Source organism: Oceanirhabdus sp. W0125-5, assembly GCF_027938815.1.
GTDB lineage: Bacteria > Bacillota > Clostridia > Clostridiales > Clostridiaceae > Oceanirhabdus.
Map to the genome: position 1 here is coordinate 5595544 of NZ_CP115913.1, position 17993 is coordinate 5613536.

The window sequence follows — 17993 nt, forward strand, 5'->3', positions numbered from 1 at the left end:
TATGAGTAATTATATAGGGCCTCAAAAAATAATTGAAAAGAAAAAAGAATTTTTATTCCCTTGCTCACATCATTTTTATAAAAATCCCCCTCAAATTGTAAGGGGAGAGATGCAATACTTATTTGATTCAGAAGGAAATAAATATTTAGATTTCTTTGCAGGTGTTTCCGTTATGAATTGTGGACACTGTAATCCAGAAATTCTAGAAGCTTCCATTGCCCAAATGAAAACTCTTCAACATACAACTACCATTTATCTAAATCAACCAATAGTTGACCTTGCTGAAAAGTTATCTCATGTTTTGCCTGGTGATATAAAACATTCATTTTTCTGTTGTACAGGTTCAGAAGCCAATGAAGGTGCTATTTTACTTGCAAGACTTTATACTGGAAAGCATGGAATCATCTCACTGAGCAATAGTCTCCATGGTAGAACTTATTTAACAATGAGTGCTACTGCTATTCCAATGTGGAGAGTTGATCCATCACTTGATGATTCAGTTACAATTGTTCCTAATGCATATGATAAGAACAAATTGCTTGATGAAGCTGCCAGAGTTTCTCTGGAAGAGATTGAAAATGTGATTGATAGCAAAGGTGCTGAAAACTTTGCAGCGTTAATAGTAGAACCTATTCAAGGGAATGGCGGTATAATAACTCCTCCAAAATGGTATTTCAAAGAGTTAAAATTATTACTTGAAAAACATAATATTTTAATGATAGTTGATGAAGTACAAACAGGTTTTGCTAGAACAGGTAAGATGTTTGCCATAGAAAATTATGATGTAGTACCTGATATAATCACTATGGCTAAAGCACTAGGTAATGGAATGCCGATCTCTGCATTCTGTGCTAATGATGAAATTGCTTCTGCCTTTACTAAACCTTCTGCATCTACATTAGGTGGTAACCCTGTAGCATCTAGTACGGCTATTGCAGTACTTGACTATATAGAGAAGTACAACCTATGTGAAGTTGCAGAGAAGTTAGGTGAAAAGCTTAAAAATGGACTTCTAAATCTTAAAGAAAAACATCCAATAATATCAGATATTAGAGGCCTTGGTTTAATGTTAGGAGCTGAGTTATTAAGGGATAATGGTGAACCAGCAACTGAAGAAACTGATGTAATATTGGAAGAGTTAAAGGATAGAGGCATTCTACTAGGGAAAAATGGACTGGGTAGAAATGTCCTTGCCTTTCAACCACCTTTAGTTATAAATGAAGATGATGTTGACTTTGTCCTATGTCAGTTAGATGAAATTCTTTGTAATCTAAATTAATAAATAAAAATAGCCTAGAATTCTAGGCTATTTTTATTTATTATATTAATCTACATTATTTTGCATCTGCTAATGCTTCTTCAGCTAATTTGAAGAAACTGCTTACATGAATAGAAACACCTGTGATTGCATCAGTTTTTCCATCATCTTCAATTTTAATATCTGTTGGATCTTGTTTTTCAATTAAGTAAGCTTCAGCTTTTGCAGCTTGCTCATGCCACTCTGCTTGTGCTTTAGCTTTTTCTACCATTCCATAAGCACCACTTACAGATTGAGCTTTCTTATCATCTCCACCATCTTTGTGTACAGCATTCCAGTTAGCTGCAACGATGTTACCATTAATAACAGTTATATCAACTGTCTCTTTCCATCCATTATCAGCAAAATCTGCTGCCTCAGCATGGTATGTCCCATCTTTGAATTCACCTTTTCCAACTACTCCATTGTTAAGAGCTTTCTTCGCTAATTCAAAGAAAGGTTTAACCGTTATTGATGCACCTGAGATAGCATCTGTTTTTCCATCCTCTGCAATTTTAATATCTGATGGATCTTGCTTTTCAATTAAATAAGCTTCAACCTTTTCAGCTTGCTCATGCCACTCTGCTTGTGCATTAGCCATTTTGTAATTTCCAGCTTTAGATTGAGTTTTCTTATCAGCCCCTCCATTTTTGTGAGCTCCATTCCAATCAGCTGAAACGATTTTTCCGTCTTTAACCTCTAGTGTTACAACATATTTCCAACCTGATTTTTCAGCAAAATTTTCCTCTTGAGCAAAGTATATTCCATCTGCATACTTAGCTTCCTTACTTGATGCTTCAGTTGTTGCTTTATTATTCTTAGCTGTGTTATTTTCCTTTGAACCACATCCAACAAATAATCCTGCAACTAGACATAATGACATACCAACTGCTAAAATTCTATTTCTGATCATTGTTCTCCCTCCAGATTAAATAATTTCGATAGCTATGATTTAATTGTATTTTGTTGTTATTTTATTGTCAATGAATCACCGTTTTTTGGTCATTTTGTTCTTTTTATTCATTTTATTATCAAGTGTCAATTTTACAAAATGACCAAAACCATTGATTTTGCTATCTTCTTTATTATTATAATTCTAAGAGGGAAATCTCTATGTGTTAATTATTTTGTCATATATTTATCATATATGACAAAATGATTTATTAGTCAATCTTAAACTGTTTAATATTTTCGAATAAATCATTAGATAAATCATTTAGATCTCTAGCATATTTAGCTACCTCTTGAGAAGAAGCCGACAACTCTTCTGTAGCTGCAGAAACCTCTTGAGTTGATGCTGCAGATTCTTCTGATATAGCTGATAGATTCTCTGTTATACCAAGGATAATTGCTTTTTTATCATTCATTCTATTATTATACTTCGCTACTTCTATAACCTTTTCTTTTAAACTCTCTATTGAAATAGAAATATTATTGAATATTGTCTTTGTATCTTCAACAGCTTGATTTTGTTCATATACAATTTCTTTAGTATGTTCTATAGATGTTACTGCACTTTGAGAGCTATTTTGAATATTTGATAAGATATCATTTATATCCTGTATAGCTTGAGAAGATTGTTCTGCAAGCTTTCTTATTTCATCTGCAACAACAGCAAACCCTTTACCGGCTTCCCCTGCTCTAGCAGCTTCAATGGATGCATTCAAAGCTAATAAATTAGTCTGTTCTGCAATTTGCTTAATAGTTGTTGTTATAACCCCAATTTGCTTACTACTGTCATTAACATGACTGATAATTGTATTTACTTCATTTGTAGCTTCAGTAGCTTCATAAGATTTATCGCCTAGAACTTTAATAACTTTTAATCCCTCTTCTGCTAGTTCATTTGTACCATTGTAAACCTCATTCATCTCTCCTGAAATACTAGTAACTCTTTCTATATCCTCACCTAGTTCACTAATTTTATTTGCTCCTTCAAATATATTCTCCGCCTGCTCTGTTGCTCCATTTGATATCTCAGCTATAGTTAAGGATATTTCTTCTGTAGCTTTTGCACTTTGTGTTGTTGTTTCATTAAGAGATATTGCTGCATTAGATACACTCTCTCCTGAATTTTTTACTGCACTAATTAACCCTGTTATATTTATAAGCATATTATTAAATGCATCCGCTAACTTACCTGTCTCATCTTTGTTTTTAATATTTATAGGACTAATATTAAGCTCTCCATTAGCTACCTTTTCTAAAGCAATCATAATCTTTTTAATTGGAGCTGATATATGCTTTGCAAAGAATATAATAATAATTACACCTAAAACAAAAGCAACCCCTAAAGTTATAAAAAGAATCTTAAGAATTCTATTAGACCCTTTATTGAAGTCCACATGATAAGTACCAGCTACAACTATCCAATCCCATTCAGGATCATATTCAGAATATGTTATTTTTGATCCTGTTTCTTCTGATCCCGGAAACGTCCAAGTATATTCTGTAAACCCACCACCATTTTTAGCTTTTTTTATAATTTCTTGAGCAAATAATTTCTTATCTTTTGATTTATCTACGGATTTCCAACTATTTTTCCCTTCAGTAGAAGGATGTAATACTTTATTTCCTTCACTATCAAAAATGAAGAAGTAACCATTTTCTCCCAAATCTATATTTTTATTAATAGGTCTTTTCCCATCTGCTGTCTTTTTACCTAATAAGAATACTCTTATCTCTTCTTGCATTTCTTCTTTCGATAAAATAGAATTTTCAAGATTTTTTTGCTTAGCATCAATTAAGTACATAGCTTGCTTTACACCATTTTTAAGAATAACTTCACCCTTTTTATCTAATTCACTTTTAGCCAAATTATAGCTTAAAAAACCAATAATACTACTTGGCAATATAAGTAATACTAGACAAATGAATAATAACTTACTATGAATAGCCTTGATCTTTTTCATATTAATCCTCCTTTTTATTTTTAAAAGCCTTGAATAATTGGCTGATTGTTCAATCAATTACGACATTATATATTAATTATCGACTGTTTTGAAAAAATCTAAATCTAAATTCCCTCTTTCCCAGCCTTTAACTATTCTAGTTATTATTTTTTATTTAATTCATTTTTTAGCATAATGGTATTTTAATCATATAAATTCATGTAAAAGAAAATGAGGAATTCTTCCTTTCAAAAGAATTCCTCATCTAAATAATTATAATCTTAACTTTTTACAATCTGATTTTTTAATCAGAGATTATTACTATTTGTTCTTACCTTTTTTCTTTCCATTACCTTTATTTCCATTATTGAATTTCTTATTTTTAGCAAACTCATCTTGAGTCATGATTTCATAAGTAAATTCTATTGCTCCTTTTTTACCAACAGGTGCTGCATACCAAACTATCATGTAGTTTGTGCCATTATTAAAGAAACCTTCTAATTGAACCTTATCTGTTTCTTTTATATTGAATGGATCAATATTTACTACCTGATAACGTGTTGGGCTGTTGCCATTTTGTTTTTCATTAATGAACGTAACTGCATAATCAACAGTATTTCCTTTTATTTGATCTAAAGTATAGAATCCTTCTAAAGAACTACAATCATTATTAAATCCTACTTCAGATATTTCTATATTATCTATAAACCATCCTAAATCATTATAAGCACCATCTGTCATATATCTAAAGTTAACTAATATGTTCTGTCCTGCATATGCAGATAAATCAAATTCTTCTGTAGTCCATTCAGTATTAGTTGCTGAGAATCCTGGTAAATTATTATAAAGATCTTCAGCTTGTTCATTGAATGGGAAATCTTCTTGCCCTATTGTATTTTCGTTAGCTAAACTAGTCCATGTTTCACCATTATCAGTAGATACTTGAACCATACCTGCATCCCACTCTGGTTCAATATGGATAAAAGTATCGAACTTAAGAGTTGGATTTTCTGCTCCAGTTAAGTCAGCTTTGAAAATTAAACTATTGTTAAGATGATTTCCTTCATTCCCCCAGAATACCTCTCCTCTATTTTCAAATGGATCATTTATAACTTGCCAAGGTTGAGGTAAAAATTCAATACCATCAAATAATACATTACGGATTTTCTTAACATCATCTAATACTTTATAATCAGCACCCCATGCAGGTACTCCATCTTTATCAAATTTCTTAGCTGATTCATAGTTAATGTTTAAATCAAGACTTTCAAAATTGTATATTCCATTACCTGGTTCTGGACTATCTATTGCAAGAGCTATTACAAAGTTTCTAAATATATCTTCAAAAGTTAAATCAATACCAAAGTCTGCTAATACTTCATTTACACTCTCAATTCCTTGCTTCTGGTTTAATGCAAGTGCTCTAACTAACTCCTTACCATATTGGTCATTTAAATATGTTGTGAATAAATACGCTTGTCCATAGTCCGCAAGAGTTTCTGGACCTGTTGGTGCATTTTCATGCTCATCCCATTCAACTAATGAATTTTCAGGATGAGTTAATAATTCTTCTATATCCCCTTCTGGAATTCCATATCCACAAAGAGTTTCAGCATACGTAGCCATTCCTTCATCTATCCATAATTCTTCCTTTGAGTCATTAGAATTATGAATTAAATGCTGGAACTCATGAGCTACTGTACTTAACAATGCTTCTACATTAACTGAATCAATAGTAATTATGTTTCTATTAAAATACTCTTTATACCTAGGTGAGAAGAATCCTGCAATAAATATAGGATATTCAGGGTTATGGTAGATTTCATCTCTAACATTATCCACTAATATCATTACTCTTTCTACACCATCAAATGGAGCGTAATAGTCTTGTGGTAAACCAACCATTCCTGGCAATGTTGCATTTTCACCAGTAAGTGATCCAGGTTTTCCAAAGAACTCTGTATCTTTTTGATATATATTATTATCAAACTGATCTCTTAAAAGGTCTGCCTCTTCTTGAGTTACTACATGAGCTGGTCTTGCATCTCCTTCAGGGTAAGATAAATCATTTGCAACCCAAACTTCACAATTTTCACCAACACTTCTTAATGTGTATTTTTTAAAATAATATGAATCTGGGAATGACTTAGTCGCATCTAACCCCATAAACCACTTAGTTATTACTGCATTATTAGTATCTGCCCCTTCTCCTTGTTCATTATTTGCTTCTTCTTCATTAAAGTTAAAACTTTTTCCCATTTCTCTGATTTTAGCGTCCATTTCTGCTCTAAATTCTTCATCTTTCTCTAATTGTCTTAGTTTACGTCCTACGTCATAAGTATTCTCATATCTTGCAGTATTACCCTGGTTTTGAGCAGCTTCTGCCTTAGGTAGTTTACCAACAAAAGTTGAAGTAACTACCATTGTTAATGCCATTAAAATTGATAATGCCTTTTTCATAAAAAACCCCCTTAGTGAATTAATTTTTTATATATCTGTCTTAAAATAATCTTTACCTGTTATTATCAAGTCCCCTAAAAATTATTTAAGACTATGTTAATTCAATATAACAAACGCGATATTTGTTATATTTTAACAGCTTGTACTAATTCTACCACGCATTTTCATAGTTTTCAATATTAATATTCTTACATAAGATTACACATTATCGTATATTTATGGTATTTACTACATTAAATTGTTAAACATTAAACCCAAAATACATTAAAGTATTTTAAAAAAACATTTTAAAACAAAAAAAGGCATGATATTCATGCCTTTTTAGTAAGAAATTTTAATTTTTCTTTTCACCATACTCGTCTTTTAATATTGAGAAAAATATCTCTGGGAACACAGTAAATATTTCATCCATCATAATTATCTCCCCTTTTCATCCAATATTTTAAATTTCATTTATCCTCTCATCTATTCGTCTTACCATACTGTAGGTGTAAGGTGTAAAATACTTTGTCCAGAAATGACTTCCTTCAATATTGAAGGACTCAAAATCTACTCCACAAAGAGGATAGCCATTCTTCATAAGCCATTGCTGTATTTCACCCAGCAACATTCCCCCAACCCCTGAATTTCTCTCACTATCTGCTACATATGCTCCTTTTATATGCATAATATTAGTATGCTCAGAAATAAAACTCTCTCCATCTGGTTCTATTTTCATGTATCCTACTGGCATATTATCTCTGCAAGCTACCCACATATGATGATTTTCATTATGAAACCATTTACTTAATTTCTTTTCGATATCTTTATTTACCCTAGGCATAAACATAGGTGATAGATTTAAATGTTCATTAGTCTTTCCAGTGATAGATGCTATATGATGTATATCCTCTTCTTTAGCTTTATAAATAATAATATTTTCATTCTCTACATTAATAGGCGCAACTTCACGTACAGCATCCACACAACGCAATCCGAATCCTAACCAAAACCATGTATCTATAGTTTCTCTATCATGTGTATATAAAGTAATAGCATGATTCATATAAGATTCTTTTACCCACATATCCGCCGCATGTCTATATAATTCTTTATATAAACTGCTTCGGTATTCTTTTTTTACTCCATGACCATATAAAGGACTATATATACCTTTGCATTTACCAAACAATTCATCCACTTTAAATGCTGCTAGGAAACCTATTAATTCATTATTGTAAACAGCTGCAATTCCAGTTCCCTTATTAAATAAATATTCAACATAACTTTGAAGATCCGTGGAAAAATCATGTTCATCAGGCAGAAAAGGAATTGCCTTTCTTTCTTCATTATATGCAGACAACACTAAGTCTACTGCTTGATTAATATGCCTTTTATTTATTGGCTCATAATTAATTTTTATTTTCAAATTTGTTCCCCCTAATAAGTACTCTAAATAAATTATCTCATGTGTTAATTTATTTTTGTAAGCATAAAATAATTATAATTAATTTATACTTTTTTATTGATTAAATATACTTTTGTGTAACGAATAAACATATGATAAAATAGCTAATAGCTGTAAAAATTCAGTAACTAAACAAACTACTTACAAAATTCTTAAAGAGAGGTACAAAAATTGAGATTATTAAAAAAGATGATTCATAATGACATTAAAAAAATTGAAGGTAAAATATATGAAAGAATAGCTGCTAGAGCCATTATACTTAAAGGCTCTAAAATCTTATTATTATATACTAAAAGATACAATGACTATAGCTTCCCAGGTGGTGGAGTTGATCCTGAAGAAGACTTAATCACAGGTCTTAAACGAGAACTTTCTGAAGAAACTGGTGCAACAAACGTGGAAGTACTTGAAGAGTATGGCTTAATCGATGAGTATAGACCATCTTACTATGATGATTCAGACCTGATTCATATGACTTCATATTTTTACGTATGCAAAATTGACGAAAAGCTTGGAGAATCAAATCTTGAAGATTACGAAATCGCAAACGGGATGAGTACCATTTGGATTGATATTAATGAAGCTATTCGTCACAACAAAGAAGTTATTGCAAATAAAGAAGAATCAATGGGACTTTCAATTGAAAGGGAAACCTTTGTGTTAGAGATGATTGCAAAAGAATTATTAAAGTAATTGATATAATCTTTTTGGAATTAATATATTTAATAACCATTTTGTAGTAATTTTAAGCATTCTTTAGAAAAAGAGAGCTATTTTAGTTATTTCAACGATTTTAACATAAGATTACTCTTATCAGTTATTGAGTTATTTAATACCATATTATATAATATAGTCATACAGTAATTAAGTTTTAAAAAAACTTTTTAAAAGCGTCAAATAAATTTTATTAATATAACACAGGGGGAGTATTAATTATGGAAAGAGAAATTATGCCAAACAAACCACAAAGACCAAAGGTAGGTATTTCAAAAAAACTAAGAAGAGGATTAATTAGTGTAGCACTTTTAGGTGTACTATCATTTACTTTATTAAATGGTGTAATTGGAAGTAACAATGCAGGATTTTATAAGATAAAACAAGGAAGAATCAGTGGTGAACTAAGCGTAATTGATAAAGCTGGTTGGCACATGCAGAATTTTGGTATTGAAACAGAGTATTCTGTATCAGACACTTATTATTTCTCTAAATCTGATTTAGATGGTGGAGCTGGGAAAGAAGCACAACCAATTCAAGTTAGATTTGTTGGTGGAGGTACTGGTGAAATATCAGGTTCAGTAAAATACAAATTACCATCAGCTGCAGATAAGAGAATAAGACTTCATAAGGATTATAGAAGTTATAGAGCTATTCAAAACGATTTAGTAAGACAGTATACAGCTCAGGTTCTACAAAATACCTCAACAATCTTTACAGCAGAACAAACTTACAGTGGTAGTAAAGGTGAATTCAATATGATCTTTGAACAGCAATTAAGAGAAGGTATTTATAAGACTAAATCTCAACAAATAAAAACTAAAGATGCAGATGGTAACGATTTAATAACTACTATTGTTGAAATACAAAAAGATTCTAACGGTAAACCAGTAATAGCAGTTGAATCAGTATTTAAGAAATACGGAATTGAATTAATGCAGGTTTCTGTTAAAGATATTGATTATGATGATAAAATAGACACTTTAATTGTTCAAAAGCAAGAAGCAGAGCAAGAAAGAATTTTAGCAAGAGCTAAAGCTGAGAAAGCTAAGCAAGATGCTATTACAGCTATAGAACAAGGTAAAGCTAAAATTGCACAAGCAAAAGCAGAAGAAGATGTTAAGAAGCAAAGAGCTATTACACAAGCAGAACAAGAAAAAGCAGTTGCAGTTTTAAAAGCAGAAAAAGAAAAGCAAGTTGCTGAATTAAACAAAGAGAAAGCAGAACTTGAAGCTAAGGCATTATTAACAAAGAAAGAAGCTGAAGCTAAAGCTAACGAACTTCTTGTTAAGGCTGGTCTTACTCCAAAAGAAAAAGCTGAAATAGAAATGAAAACAAAAATCGGAGTAGCTGAACAGTTATCAAAAGTTGCAGTTCCTAAGATAATTATTGGTGGTACTGAAAATGGAACTGGCCCTATGGATGCAATCAGTGTAAACATGCTATTAGATATAATCGATAAAATGGAAGATGAAAACTAACAATAAACAAATACTAAAATCAAACCCCTGATTTCCTTAAAAGGAAATCAGGGGTTTTTTTAAATTTTTGATACTTTCATATCCATTACAATTAATTTATCTTCAGATAGTGGGAAAAAGTTATCTTTTGAAACTCCCCTAAATGAATCTCCAAACATATGGAAAATATTAGATGACACCTGAATCTCAGGAAGTCTTCCAATTATCCTCTCACCATCAAAAAGCATGGCAACTTGAACTGGTGTAGCAAAATTTCCATCAGCAGCAAAATCTCCTCCCGCTGAGTATAAAACTAAAACACCCATATCTCCTGCAAGAAGTTCCTTTATAATCTTTTCAGATTCCTTAATCTTGAATAATGAATAAGGGTTTAAACTAATACCAGGAACATCGTAATAATCCCCTTCAGCACTTCCAGTTTGAGGAAGATTGAATGTTTTTGCAGTTTTCTTATCAGTATATGGTGCCTTTACTACTCCATTCTCTATAAGAGCATATCTATAATCCTTATTAACTATACCTTCTGTATCAAAGAAAGGTATGTTCAACACATCCTCTGGATTTAATGATTTATAAAGTGTAAATTCTTCATTAAATACCTTTTCTCCTAATTTATTAGATAAAAGAGATGTCCCTGATCCAAACATTTCTCCATGTAAATCCGATACAAATTTTCTAAAAATCCCACTATTTGAAGGAAGAAATGCAACTGGATAAGTTTTTTCTTCTGGAAGCTCAACTTTATTTTTATATCCATCTAAAATCATATTAATTTCATCTATTAATAATTTTCTGTCATAATTCCTTCCATCGCAATCAAATACTACATCCATAATATTTGTAGATGTCTTTTCTTTAAATGCCAACCCAATCCCTAATGATTTATCCCTATATTCTAAATTAAGATTCTTGTCATTTGATAACGTATTAGCCGTCTCAGTAATTAACACCTTTCCAAAGAAGGAGAATTCAGATTGCTCATCTTTAATTTGTGTTATCACATCCTCCATTTCTTTTATAAAATCTTCATCATTTATAATCTCTCTTCTTTTATCAATTACTTCACTTCTGTTTCCACATAGGTCACATTCATATTTTATATTTTCAGAAAGGGACTCTATAGCCTCTTTTTCAAGTTCTTTTTCATCATATTTTCCGATTGCACCTGCAATTCCAATTTTACCATTTTCGTAAACTCTTAATCCCGTTTTTGTTATATTTTTTTCTCTTATAGATTCTATCTCTGAATTTACAATATTTATTGCAGTCTCTTTTAATTTATTAACTAACTTTTCCTTTAACATCTATATTTCCCCCTTACTTTAACCTTTATAAAGGCTTTTATTGAACATTCATATTTTTTATTCTTACATATGGTCCACCAAAACCTACAGGCAAACCAAATTGCTCAAATTTACCACATCCACCTAATATAAATGATAATAATTCAAGTTTATCTGAAACACCATCTACATCTGAAAGAGTTTCAAAAACATTTCCAGTAATAACAGAAACATTAACCGGATCTGTTATTTTTCCATCTTTAATCATATAAGCCAGTGATGGTGCAAGGGTAAATGTAGACATACCGCTGCCATGTTTAATTGACTCTACATATATCCCCTCCTCAACCTCACTAAATAACTGTTCCTTAGTCTTATCTCCAGGTAATACATAAGTGGTAGTCATTCTAACAATTGGTTCATATTCAAAATTTATAGCTCTACAGTTTCCAGTTAATTCTTCCTCTAGTGATGCAGCTGTTGATACGCTATGAAGTCTACCTCTAAGTATTCCATTTTCTATAAGGTAAGTTTTTTCTGCTCTAGTACCTTCATCATCAAATGGTACATAACCCGAGCCACAATCCATTCCATTATCAACTATAGAAAGTAGATCTGATCCAACTTTTTTTCCAATTGCCCATTCTTTTTTCATAGTCTCATCTCCAACCATAAAGTCAGATTCACTTTTGTGACCAAAACTTTCATGAGCAAAAACCCCAGCAGCAAGTGGTGATAAAATCACTTTATATTTTCCTGGTTCCACAGGCTTTGAATTCTTTAAAAAGTCTATACACTTTGATATAAAATTCTTTAAATTTAATTCTAGATTTTTTAAATTATCAAAGCTATCACTACCTTCTATAAATTTATCTTGAAAAGTTTTGCCATTACTTTCCATAGAAAGTCTTATTTCTATACCTGCTCTTTGGGAGTCAAATTTTATCTCTGCCCCCTTGCTTGAATAAAAACTTTGAATTTTTTTATTATCAACATAATATGCCTTCCACATTTTCACATTTTCTTCTGATTTTATTGTTTCAAATAATCCAGTTAATAAATTCTTCTTTTCATCTTTGTTTATTTTAGTTATATCATCTTCATCAAATTTTAAGAATGTACCTTTATTTACTTGAAACTTCTCTACAATAGGATGATTATATATATCTTTATTCGGCTTTGCTTTTAATGAAAGTATATCAAGCTGCTTCTGAATATTATCAACATCTGATGTTGAAGCATAATACCATCTTTGCCCATCAAAAACTCTAACAAATGCTGCCTTACGTTTTTTAATTTTGCTCTCATCAAGATTACCGTTTGTGTACGCTATTGTTGTTTCAAATACATCTTCAATTCTTACATCTGAATACAAATTTACTGGAAATTTAAACATCCCAATACCCCCTTAATTTCTATAATTTAAATTCATTATTTAAAAATTTAATACAATTTCTTAAAACATTTTTATTTAGTGAATAATATGCCTTATGTTCCTTTCTTTCTATATGAACCAACTCTGTAAGAACAAGAAAATTCATATGATAGGAAACAGTAGCTGTTGTTATGTTTAATACTTTGGCTATTTCTTGACCATAATAATCCTTTTCTAATAAAAGTTTAATTATTGAGAATCTAGTTTTATCAGAAATATTTTTGAATATCTTTAAATTATTTTCCAAAGTATTACTTCCACCATTTTTTTCTAGATATTTTTTAATCTCAGTTCCAATTAAAACACAGCAAGTATTTTCTTTCTCATTAACTTGTATAAACAACAAATTGCAAATGGATGAACTAATATATATATTCTCAAAATCCTCAAAGTCAATAATATTCTTAGTAATATTTCTTAAGTATTCTAAACCAAAGTTCTGAAGTTTTTTTTGAAGTTCTAAATTAAACTCCGCCACTTCCTTATTCCTTACACTTTCAACTTCCTTGGATATTTTTGAATATTCCTTAATAAAACCAACAAAATCTTCCATGTATTTTTTTCTATCATCTAACAAACAAAAAATCTCCCACTTTAATGATGAATTAATTTCTTTATGTTTAATATAATTCATTATACTTTCATTGCTAGCATATACTTCTTCTAAATCATTTTTATTCTCATCTTCATCTGCTACTGCTTTTACAATTCGTTCTCTAATTTCATTATCATTAAGACTCATTAAAAAATTGAGATATTCATTTAAATTATTATATTTCCACATATCAAGTTGTAAAAATATCTTTGCTATATTTAAATCCTCTTGAAAATATCTTTCAATTTTATTTTTATCAATTTCCCCATTACTTTTTAATGACAATAAAATATTTTCATAGTTCTTATTAAACTCAACACCAATTTGTCTCATTTCCTCTTTTGCATATTCATAATTATTTAAAATCCACAAACTAGAGAAAACATCATATATCTCCCCAGGAGCTTTATCAAATAAAATATTCATTAGCTACTCTCCCCTTTTATCTAATTCACGATTAGCCATTTATCTAATTTCCATTATATTATAATTTTACTTTTAATTAGATAAAATGTCAATCCTTAATTAGATACTTTTCTAATCTTTTAATTTTATCTAAATAACTCATAGTTAATAATAAAAAATGGCTAATAGAGTAAATCTCTATTAGCCATTTTTTATCTATACTATTTTTTCTTCTTTTAATATCTCTTCAAAAACATTTACAACTTCTTCATCGTAATGAATTCCACTTAATCTTTTTAATTCATTTAATGCTGTTTCAGGACTTAAACCCTTTCTATAAGGCCTATCAGTGGTCATCGCATCATATGTATCAGCTACTGCTATAATCTTTGCCTCCAGCAATATATCCTGACCTTTTAACCCATAAGGATATCCAGAACCATCTAATCGTTCATGATGCTGCTCTATAATAGTTCCTATATTTGCATAATAAGTTTTCTTAACCAATTCTCTTCCATCACTAGAATGCTTTTTTATACATTCAAATTCTTCTGGAGTCAACCTTCCTGGTTTATTCAAGATTTCAATAGGTACATTTATCTTTCCTATATCATGAAGTTGCGCTGCAACTGCCAGATGTTCAAATCGTTCCTTAGACAATCTTAATTTATTAGCTATTTTAATAGAATACTTTTGTACTCTTTTATCATGACTATATGTATATGAATCCTTTTTATCAACATCTTTTACAATATCAGTTAACTCCTTTAGTGTTTTACTTAAATATTGAAAAACAGGTTGAGTTGTCACATATAATAAAGTTACATCGTCCTTTGCTTTGAACTTTACAGTTTCTCTCAAATGATGCGCATAAAAATATTCTCCCTGCTTTAGAATAGAAATATTATCCTCTTCATGAACTTCAATGCACCCCTCTAATATATAAAAAAATTCCATCAACTCTCCATTTTCACCTGGTGATATAACAAAAAATATCCCTGAATTAATTTTTTGTAGCATTATCTCAGTTCCATCACCTTTAGCAAGCAATCTAAGTTCGGATGATTTTTGAGTGAAATTTTCAATATACTTATTATTTTGTCCTAAAAATAATCCCTGGTGCATTGTTTTCCTCCTCAATAAAAATAAATAAAGTTAATTATTTATTTTTTTATTCTTCATCAGACTCTACGTAATCGAAATCTAATACTATCAGTGGATCTATCATTACAGTTGTACCACCTATTTCCACTTCAATTAATTCACACTGAATTGTAACTCCTTCTTTAGCCCCTTTTTCTACTGTTTTTAAAGCAATTCTATTTGTTACTATAATTAATTCATTTATTATATCGTTTATTTTTGAATTACGTTTATCCTTAAGTTCTACAATCTTATTATCTATCTTATTTAATTCTTCTTGATCATTTTCATTTGCTTTTTTGTTCTCTAATTTCTCAATTTCTCTATCGTATTTATCCATTTCTCTGTCTGCTTTTTCGACGCTTTTTGTGATTTCTTTTTCAATCATCCAATTTGCTTTTTCTACTTCTTTAATAACCTTATTTAATTTGTTATTATCCGCAGCATAAACAGTAGGCATAAATAATGATAGCATTAATATTAATGATAACATTAAACTTATTTTCTTTTTCATAATATTTTCCCCCTCTTTTTTGCATTATTTACCTCACATAATTAAATATTCTATAAAAAACCAAAATACCCTTTATATTATTAATAATAATTACATTTTTTTATTCATATATTTATATATATGAATACATAAAAAAAGCGCGTTTCACGCGCTTCAATAAACCACTTAATGACATACTCTATTACGCCCCTTAGTTTTAGCTTCATATAAAGCTTTATCAGCTTTTCCAATCACATTTTCTATTGAAAATCCCTGTAAAAATTCACTTACACCAAAAGTAGCAATCAATTTTGCCCCCCAATTATTTTATCTACACAAATCATATTTTTAATTTTTTCTCCAGAAACTGGCTTTGAATAGTAATATCCTTGAACCTTTTTTACCCCTAAATTTTTCAAAAACTTAACTTGTTCCTCTGTTTCCACACCTTCTGATATTATATCAATCTTTAAGTCACTAGCTAAGTTAACAATTGTTTTATAAATAATACTCTCTTTTGTATGCTTTTTTGATACTGGTAATAAACTTCTATCTAATTTAACAACACTAAAATCTATTCCATTTAAATACTTTAAGGATGAATGTCCCGCACTAAAATCATCAATAGCAATTTTGAATCCTAACTCAGATAACTTAGAAACTTTATTATATTGAACTGATTCCACTATCATTTCCTCAGTTATTTCAATTTCTACATTCTCAGGTTTAACCCCTAAATTATCTATGTATTTTAACAATTCATTTATTTTTACCTTTGAAAGTGTATATGGCGAGAAGTTTGATGAAATAATAAACTCCTCACAGACACTGTTACTTAACTTTAATTCTTGATATAATTCAATACCTTTTCTTAACATAAGCAAATCAATATTATATATTTTTCCCGAAGTTTCAGCTAATTTAATAAATTTATAAGGAGGGACAATTTCATTATCTTTCTTCCATCTAACCAAAGTCTCAATCCCTTTAATTTCTTTTGTATTAATATCTATTATTGGCTGGTAATAAGGGATAATCTCATTATTCTCAATTGCATTATTAAGACTAACTTTCATTCTAATACTTTCCTTATATTGACTTAAAAATTCTTCATTTGCTATATAGTATTGATTCTTTCCTGACTCCTTAGCTTTAATCATTGCTACATCTGATAATTCTATTAATCTTTCAATAGATATTTCCTTATTAATATCTGGTTTTGCAAAACCAATTGAACAACCCACTACATATTCTTCTTTTCTGTCATTATTAATAATAGGTTGTACTATTTCTTCAAGAATTAACTCACATTTGTTTTTAGGAATTGAACAAACTGAACATTGCTTAGAGTCTCCACAACATTTAATAATGACAAGAAATTCATCCCCACCTAATCTGTATACCCCTTCATCTCCAAATATATTTTTTAATCTTCTTGCAACTTCAACTAGAACAAAGTCTCCTGCAATATGCCCATATAAATCATTTATATCTTTAAAATTATCTAAATCAATATAAATACAATGAATTTTTTCATCTATAATATTAAGCATATTATCAAATAAATATGTTCTATTTTTTAATCCTGTTAACTCATCATAATAAGCCTTTTCTAAAGTTTTTAAAGTGCTTTTCTTTATAAAATGCAAACTAACAGCAGTTAAAAATATCCCTACAATAATTAACAAAATAATTAATATTTTAAAAATATTAATATTCCTATCATATTTGATCTGATACAACTCAACAATTTCATGTATCTGATTTTTTAATCCCATTGCATTTTTAATAATAAATGAAAGACTTTCATAATCATCTGGATAATCTAATAATATTTCAACATTAGAAATGTATAAATTTAACAATGGAAGTATACTATCAAAATATGTAACAATTTCTTTATTCCTATTGGTACTAATATTTAATTCTTTATCACCATAAATTAACGCATTTGTAAACCTTTCATATATATCTATTTCTATATTCAAAAGTTCCTTTAACTCTTTTACTTTTCCTGAATCCTCTATCTCAACTGCACTTACATATTGTTGAGAATAATTGCTAATAAGCATAGTTCTCATACGTTGAGAGCCTGATAAATTTATAGCAACACCATCATCTTTAATTTTAATATATGTAAAACTAGCAACCATCATTGTAACAATGAATGGAATAATTAATATTAAAAACGCTAAATACATATTCTTTTTTATACGATTCATGCTAACTCCCTCCTCATATAAAAACCTTATTATTTAATTATACAATACAATGTTTTTATTGTCGATTAGTATAATATTTTGTAGAATTTTACATACAACTCAATAAATCTAAATATAATAAAGCCAC

The 17993-nt window shown here is 29.6% G+C and carries 14 protein-coding genes; 3 read left to right on the forward strand and 11 right to left on the reverse strand.

Going from position 1 to position 17993, the window contains the following annotated elements:
* The first annotated feature begins 1 nt into the window (after position 1).
* A complete protein-coding gene (locus OW730_RS26010; protein ID WP_271226968.1) occupies positions 2-1279 on the forward strand; it encodes an aspartate aminotransferase family protein in 1278 nt (425 codons plus the stop codon).
* A gap of 55 nt (positions 1280-1334) precedes the next feature.
* On the opposite strand, the gene OW730_RS26015 is transcribed toward OW730_RS26010, so the two are convergent.
* The 4 genes from OW730_RS26015 to OW730_RS26030 all read right to left on the reverse strand — a co-directional run bounded on the left by OW730_RS26015 (position 1335) and on the right by OW730_RS26030 (position 8056).
* Positions 1335-2210 carry an FMN-binding protein gene (locus OW730_RS26015; protein WP_271226969.1) on the reverse strand — a complete coding sequence of 292 codons (876 nt, stop codon included), beginning with the start codon at positions 2208-2210 and terminating at the stop codon, positions 1335-1337.
* 250 nt (positions 2211-2460) lie between these two features.
* Positions 2461-4209, reverse strand: a complete 1749-nt coding sequence (locus tag OW730_RS26020) for a methyl-accepting chemotaxis protein (protein ID WP_271226970.1) — start codon at positions 4207-4209, stop codon at positions 2461-2463.
* Positions 4210-4509: 300 nt separating this feature from the next.
* Positions 4510-6648, reverse strand: coding sequence for a peptidase MA family metallohydrolase (locus OW730_RS26025; RefSeq protein WP_271226971.1), 2139 nt, complete (start codon positions 6646-6648; stop codon positions 4510-4512).
* Between the two features lie 442 nt (positions 6649-7090).
* Positions 7091-8056, reverse strand: a complete 966-nt coding sequence (locus tag OW730_RS26030; protein ID WP_271226972.1) for a GNAT family N-acetyltransferase — start codon at positions 8054-8056, stop codon at positions 7091-7093.
* Between the two features lie 228 nt (positions 8057-8284).
* Between OW730_RS26030 and OW730_RS26035 the strand changes: the two genes are divergently transcribed.
* Both OW730_RS26035 and OW730_RS26040 read left to right on the forward strand, forming a co-directional pair.
* Positions 8285-8788, forward strand: coding sequence for an NUDIX domain-containing protein (locus OW730_RS26035; RefSeq protein WP_271226973.1), 504 nt, complete (start codon positions 8285-8287; stop codon positions 8786-8788).
* A 242-nt stretch (positions 8789-9030) separates the two neighbouring features.
* Positions 9031-10290: an SPFH domain-containing protein gene (locus OW730_RS26040; RefSeq protein WP_271226974.1), complete on the forward strand. Its 1260-nt coding sequence runs from the start codon at positions 9031-9033 to the stop codon at positions 10288-10290.
* A gap of 59 nt (positions 10291-10349) precedes the next feature.
* Here the strand turns inward: OW730_RS26040 and OW730_RS26045 are convergent, their stop codons facing one another.
* The 7 genes from OW730_RS26045 to OW730_RS26075 all read right to left on the reverse strand — a co-directional run bounded on the left by OW730_RS26045 (position 10350) and on the right by OW730_RS26075 (position 17866).
* Positions 10350-11594 carry a metallopeptidase TldD-related protein gene (locus tag OW730_RS26045; RefSeq protein WP_271226975.1) on the reverse strand — a complete coding sequence of 415 codons (1245 nt, stop codon included), beginning with the start codon at positions 11592-11594 and terminating at the stop codon, positions 10350-10352.
* Between the two features lie 37 nt (positions 11595-11631).
* Positions 11632-12969 carry a TldD/PmbA family protein gene (locus OW730_RS26050; RefSeq protein ID WP_271226976.1) on the reverse strand — a complete coding sequence of 446 codons (1338 nt, stop codon included), beginning with the start codon at positions 12967-12969 and terminating at the stop codon, positions 11632-11634.
* A 19-nt stretch (positions 12970-12988) separates the two neighbouring features.
* Complete coding sequence (locus OW730_RS26055) at positions 12989-14029, reverse strand: ArsR/SmtB family transcription factor (RefSeq protein WP_271226977.1); 1041 nt, start codon at positions 14027-14029, stop codon at positions 12989-12991.
* 195 nt (positions 14030-14224) lie between these two features.
* On the reverse strand, positions 14225-15133 hold the full coding sequence (locus OW730_RS26060; protein WP_271226978.1) for an HD-GYP domain-containing protein: 909 nt from the start codon (positions 15131-15133) through the stop codon (positions 14225-14227).
* A 46-nt stretch (positions 15134-15179) separates the two neighbouring features.
* Positions 15180-15665 carry a hypothetical protein gene (locus OW730_RS26065; protein WP_271226979.1) on the reverse strand — a complete coding sequence of 162 codons (486 nt, stop codon included), beginning with the start codon at positions 15663-15665 and terminating at the stop codon, positions 15180-15182.
* A 165-nt stretch (positions 15666-15830) separates the two neighbouring features.
* Positions 15831-15953: a diguanylate cyclase domain-containing protein gene (locus OW730_RS26070; protein ID WP_271226980.1), complete on the reverse strand. Its 123-nt coding sequence runs from the start codon at positions 15951-15953 to the stop codon at positions 15831-15833.
* Positions 15950-17866, reverse strand: a complete 1917-nt coding sequence (locus tag OW730_RS26075; RefSeq protein ID WP_271226981.1) for a putative bifunctional diguanylate cyclase/phosphodiesterase — start codon at positions 17864-17866, stop codon at positions 15950-15952. The genes OW730_RS26070 and OW730_RS26075 overlap by 4 nt, the downstream gene beginning before the upstream one ends.
* Positions 17867-17993 lie beyond the last annotated feature (127 nt).